Genomic DNA, 4,904 nt, shown 5'->3' with positions numbered 1-4,904 from the left:
CATGAACTTGGGCACGATGAAGAGCGACACACCTTTGATGCCCTCAGGCCCGCCCTGAATTTTGGCCAGAACAAGGTGGATGATGTTTTCCGCCATGTCGTGCTCACCAGCCGAGATAAAGATCTTCTGGCCGGAGATTTTGTAGGACCCGTCATCGTTCGGCACAGCTTTGGTGCGCATCAGGCCCAGATCGGTGCCGCAATGCGGCTCGGTCAGGTTCATTGTACCGGTCCACTCGCAGGTCGTCAGCTTGGGCAGGTATGTCTGCTTTTGCGCCTCAGACCCGTGGGCGTAGATCGCGGAGTAAGCACCGTGGGTCAGGCCCTGATACATGTTGAACGCCATATTGGCGGACACGAACGGTTCCTGTGCGGCGGTGTGCATCACATAGGGCAGGCCTTGGCCGCCATATTCAGGATCGCAATCCATCGCGGTCCAACCGCCGTCTTTCATCTGCTGGAAGGCTTCCTTGAAACCGGTTGGCGTGCGCACAACACCGTTTTCCAGCACACAGCCCTCTTTGTCGCCGACCACATTCAGCGGATGCAGCACTTCAGAGGCCACTTTGCCTGCCTCTTCGACCACAGCGGCCGTAAAGTCGCGGTCAAGGTCTTCGAAACCCGGAATGTCCTGTTCGCTGACTTTCAACAGGTCATGCAGTACAAACTGGATGTCTTTGGTGGGTGCATTGTAGATTGGCATCTGAAGTCTCCGGTTGGTCGTTTTGGGGCCGCGCCCAAGTGTCAGGCAGCAGCCGTTTTTTCTTTGGCCAGTTGGGCAAGCTTTTCAGCACCCCAGGCCATCTGTTCTTTCAACTCGCCAATCGCCTCTTCCAACTCGGCCTTTTGGGCCTCCATGTCGGCAAGGTGGCGCTCGGCAAGAACGTAGGTCTTTGACAGTTGCGCCTCTTGCCCGTCGTCCATGTGGTAGAGGTCAAGCAATTGGCGGATTTCTTCCAATGAGAAACCAAAGCGTTTGCCGCGCAAAATCAGCTTGAGCCGCGCGCGGTCACGTTTGGTGAAAAGGCGGCGCTGACCTTCCCGAATTGGAAACAGCAGTTCTTTGGCTTCGTAAAAACGAAGCGTGCGTGGTGTGACATCAAAGGCGTCACACATCTGACGGATATTCAATGTATCGGTCGTCATCACTCATATCTTTCTGTGCATGGGGTTAACGAATGCCACGCAACTGCAAAGGATATAGGCAGCATACAAGTAAAGTTGACGCGCACGTAAACGTAACGTGGCGTCACGGTTCGGTTGACGAAAGGTCAGGAAAGATGACGCTGGGTGATGCGCAATAAAAAAACGGGGAAAACGCCGCGTTTTTCCCTCTAAACTGTAATTTTTACTGGTGTTGCTGAGTCGCGTTGACGGGCGCTGTCGCCTATCCGAGGGTCTTTGCCGTCTCGTCGCGCAGTTTCTTGAGTTCGGCAATCGTATCTTCAAGCTGCTTTTTCTGCTCAGCAAGCTCGACCAGTTGCTTGTCCGCCAGTGTCACCCATTCGTGCATCTGCGCCTCGGTGCCCTCATGTTCGTAGATCAAGAGCCATTGGCGAATATCTTCCAAGGAAAACCCGAACCGCCGTCCGCGCAGGATCAGTGTCATGCGCGCGAGTTCTTTTGCGCCATAAAAACGCGACCGCCCTTCGCGTTCGGGCCGCAAGAGCTCGATATACTCGTAATAACGCAAGGTGCGCGGCGTGACGTCGAATTTCGCGCACATCTCTTTGAATGACAGGCGTGTTTCGGACATCTGCTTCTCCCTTCGCCCAATGCTAGCGGCAACGAAGAAACGGGGCAACATGGATTGCTACCAGGGGGGCGCGTAGAGGTGGTCAAAACCTCAATTCAGCGTTACCCATCACAAGAACCTTTCAGGAGCACATATGTCTGACGCGCAGAAAACCCGCCGCGATACTTTGGCCCGCCAGTTTATTGCGGCCATCCCGCATGCCCAGGCCTTGGGCATGCAGGTGACCGAAATTGATGACGGCAAGGCTGTGATCGCCATGGATTACGATGCCCGTTTCATTGGTGACCCTGAAACAGGGGTCATTCATGGAGGCGCTGTTTCGGCGCTTATGGATACCTGTGCAGGGGCGGCTGTGATGGCGCATCCTGCAGCAGCGCTTGCGACGGCGACGCTGGATTTGCGGATCGACTACATGCGGCCCGCGACCCCCGGTGACCGGATCACGGCGACGGCCGAATGTTATCACGTGACCCGCTCGGTTGCTTTTGTGCGCGCTACGGCCGTGGATGCAGACCCTTCGCGCCCCGTTGCCACGGCAACGGGCGCCTTTACGATTGAAAGGGGCAAATCATGAGCCGCCGCCCTGAACCCGTGCAAGTCATCAAGCAGCGCCGCGATGCGACCCTTGCGACACTGGTGGCCGGCGTGCCTTATATCCAGTTTCTGGGAATCAAGATCGACCGGCGCGGCGATGAACTGACCGCTATTCTGCCCTATGATGACAAGCTTATCGGCAACCCGATGTTGCCTGCCTTGCACGGGGGTGTCACGGCCGCCTTTCTGGAAGTGACCGCGATTGTTGAACTGAGTTGGGCCATGATCTGGGAGGATATGGAGGCGGGCAAGTACACCGACGATGCGCCCCGCATTCAACTGCCCAAGACAATCGACTTTACCGTCGATTATCTGCGGTCTGGTTTGCCGCGTGATGCCTATGCGCGCGCGCGCGTCAACCGGTCGGGCCGCCGTTATGCTTCTGTCCATGTCGAGACATGGCAGGATAACCGCAGCCGTCTTTTTGCCTCTGCCACGGGTCATTTCCTGATGCCCGAACGCGATGGCTAGCGCACTTACCCACAAACGGGTGCTTGCGATTGCTTTGCCGATTGTGCTGTCGAATGCGACGGTCCCGATTTTGGGGGTCGTGGACACCGGTGTTGTCGGGCAACTGGGCGAAGCTGCACCAATTGGCGCTGTCGGCATCGGCGCGATTATCCTGTCAGCGGTCTATTGGGTTTTCGGTTTCCTGCGCATGGGCACCACGGGCCTGACGTCGCAGGCCAGCGGGGCAGGGGACGGGGATGAGGTCGATGCGCTCTTGTCGCGCGCGCTTTTGATCGGGCTATCGGCGGGCGTTGTGATGATCATCGCGCAGGTGGCGATTTTTAACGCAGCCTTCTGGCTTTCCCCCGCAAGCGCCGAGGTGGAAGCACTGGCGCGCGATTACATGGTGATACGTATCTGGTCAGCCCCTGCCACGATTGCGCTTTATGGCATTACCGGCTGGCTGATCGCGCAGGAACGCACGCGGGCGGTGCTGGTCATTCAGGTGGGCATGAATGGTGCCAATATCGTCCTGAGTTTCTGGCTTGGCCTGCAGCTTGGTTGGGGTGTTGAGGGCGTGGCTTGGGCGACCTTTATGGCCGAATGGGGTGGTCTGGTGTTGGGCCTGTGGTTTTGTCGCGGTGTCTTTGGGCGGGCCGCTTGGCTGTCGGTGGCGCGGGTGTTCGATCTGATACGGCTGCGGCACATGGCGCTGGTGAATTCGGATATCCTGATCCGCTCGGTGCTGTTGCAGGCGATCTTTGTCAGCTTTCTGTTTTTCGGGTCGGACTTTGGCGATGTGCAACTGGCCGCCAACCAGATCCTGATGCAGTTCTTGCAGGTCACCGCCTACGCGCTTGACGGGTTCGCGTTTTCTGCCGAAGCGCTCGTTGGTCAGGCGCTGGGCGCGCGGGCGCGGGCAGCTTTGCGGCGTAGTGCGGTACTGAGCAGTCTGTGGGGTGGCATTATCTGTGCGCTGCTGGCGCTGAGTTTCGCGCTCTTTGGTGGATGGGTAATTGATGTCATGACAACTGCACCCGAAGTACGCGCGGTTGCACGCATCTATCTGCCCTATATGGTAATGGCCCCGATCGTGGGCGTCGCGGCATGGATGCTGGACGGGATTTTCATCGGTGCCACCCGCACCAAGGACATGCGCAATATGATGGTGATTTCTGCGCTGGTCTATTTCGCCACGGTGTTGCCGCTGATGGCACTGTTCCAGAACCACGGGCTTTGGATTGCCTTGCTTATGAATTTTGTCGTGCGCGGTGCAACGCTGGCGTGGAAATACCCCGACCTTGAGGCCGAGGCAGACAGGCCACGCTCAGGTCCAGTCGCCGCGCCCTGATCCCACAGCATCGGCCACAGTGGTAAAACCATCACGTTGCAACAGAGTGTCGAGGCCTTGTGCAATCTCGCCCGCCAGCGAAATGCCGCCGTAGACAAGGGCTGTGTAAAGCTGCACCGCAGAGGCTCCTGCGCGGATTTTCTGATAGGCCTGCTCCGCCGATCCAACGCCGCCCACGCCGATAATCGGCAGCGTGGTCAGCCCCGCCAGTTGCGCCAGCACCCGCGTGGATTTTTCAAAAAGCGGCTGGCCGGAGAGCCCGCCCATTTCGGCGCTATGCGACCCGTGCAATCCTGCGCGGTCCAGTGTGGTGTTGGTAGCGATGATGGCGTCGATGCCCGAAGCATTTGCGACCTCGGCCACTTCTGCAATTTCGTCGGTGCTGAGGTCTGGTGCAATTTTCAGAAAAACAGGGATCGGGTTAGCCAGCGTGGCGCGTGCCTGCATCACCCCGTCAAGCAGTGCGGCAAGCGCGGCTTTGCCCTGCAGGTCGCGCAGCTTTTCGGTGTTGGGGGATGAGACATTGACCGTCGCGAAATCCACGACCGGACCGCAGCGTGTCAGCGCCGTTGCGAAATCTGCGGCCTTGTCGGCACTATCCTTGTTGGCTCCAAGGTTCAGGCCGATCACGGCACCATTTGGGCGCTGGGCAAGGCGGGCTGCAATCGCCTCCATCCCGTCGTTGTTAAAGCCGAAACGGTTGATCGCGGCGCGGTCTTCGGTCAGGCGAAACAGGCGCGGTTTCGGATTGCCG

7 protein-coding genes are annotated in these 4,904 nt (G+C 58.3%); 3 read left to right on the top strand and 4 right to left on the bottom strand.

Going from position 1 to position 4,904, the window contains the following annotated elements:
• The 3 genes from VGP75_RS04545 to VGP75_RS04535 all read right to left on the bottom strand — a co-directional run.
• On the bottom strand, positions 1-702 hold a 702-nt coding region (locus tag VGP75_RS04545; protein WP_327542528.1), incomplete at its 3' end, for an acyl-CoA dehydrogenase family protein.
• Positions 703-743: 41 nt separating this feature from the next.
• Complete coding sequence (locus VGP75_RS04540; RefSeq protein WP_055291968.1) at positions 744-1,145, bottom strand: MerR family transcriptional regulator; 402 nt, start codon at positions 1,143-1,145, stop codon at positions 744-746.
• A 241-nt stretch (positions 1,146-1,386) separates the two neighbouring features.
• A complete protein-coding gene (locus VGP75_RS04535; RefSeq protein ID WP_327542527.1) occupies positions 1,387-1,755 on the bottom strand; it encodes a MerR family transcriptional regulator in 369 nt (122 codons plus the stop codon).
• 133 nt (positions 1,756-1,888) lie between these two features.
• Between VGP75_RS04535 and VGP75_RS04530 the strand changes: the two genes are divergently transcribed.
• From VGP75_RS04530 to VGP75_RS04520, 3 genes are read left to right on the top strand one after another with little or no spacing between them, the layout of a single operon-like run.
• A complete protein-coding gene (locus VGP75_RS04530; protein ID WP_327542526.1) occupies positions 1,889-2,329 on the top strand; it encodes a PaaI family thioesterase in 441 nt (146 codons plus the stop codon).
• Positions 2,326-2,820, top strand: coding sequence for a PaaI family thioesterase (locus VGP75_RS04525; RefSeq protein WP_110279317.1), 495 nt, complete (start codon positions 2,326-2,328; stop codon positions 2,818-2,820). The genes VGP75_RS04530 and VGP75_RS04525 overlap by 4 nt, the downstream gene beginning before the upstream one ends.
• On the top strand, positions 2,813-4,150 hold the full coding sequence (locus VGP75_RS04520; protein WP_327542525.1) for an MATE family efflux transporter: 1,338 nt from the start codon (positions 2,813-2,815) through the stop codon (positions 4,148-4,150). The genes VGP75_RS04525 and VGP75_RS04520 overlap by 8 nt, the downstream gene beginning before the upstream one ends.
• Here VGP75_RS04520 and pyrD read toward each other — a convergent pair.
• Positions 4,127-4,904, bottom strand: a 778-nt coding sequence (gene pyrD, locus VGP75_RS04515) for a dihydroorotate dehydrogenase (quinone) (RefSeq protein WP_327542524.1), incomplete at its 5' end; no start/stop codon positions are given. The two genes, VGP75_RS04520 and pyrD, sit on opposite strands and share 24 nt — an antisense overlap.

The sequence above is a fragment of the Yoonia sp. genome (assembly GCF_036007805.1).
GTDB lineage: Bacteria > Pseudomonadota > Alphaproteobacteria > Rhodobacterales > Rhodobacteraceae > Yoonia.
Note: the sequence above shows the minus strand (reverse complement) of the source record. Positions and strands in the feature narration are given on the sequence as shown.

Excerpts from the sequence above, each read along its gene's own strand:
- VGP75_RS04540 (WP_055291968.1), bottom strand. The coding sequence starts at position 1,145 with ATGACGACCGATACATTGAATATCCGTCAGATGTGTGACGCCTTTGAT.
- VGP75_RS04535 (WP_327542527.1), bottom strand. The coding sequence starts at position 1,755 with ATGTCCGAAACACGCCTGTCATTCAAAGAGATGTGCGCGAAATTCGAC.
- VGP75_RS04530 (WP_327542526.1), top strand. The coding sequence starts at position 1,889 with ATGTCTGACGCGCAGAAAACCCGCCGCGATACTTTGGCCCGCCAGTTT.
- VGP75_RS04525 (WP_110279317.1), top strand. The coding sequence starts at position 2,326 with ATGAGCCGCCGCCCTGAACCCGTGCAAGTCATCAAGCAGCGCCGCGAT.
- VGP75_RS04520 (WP_327542525.1), top strand. The coding sequence starts at position 2,813 with ATGGCTAGCGCACTTACCCACAAACGGGTGCTTGCGATTGCTTTGCCG.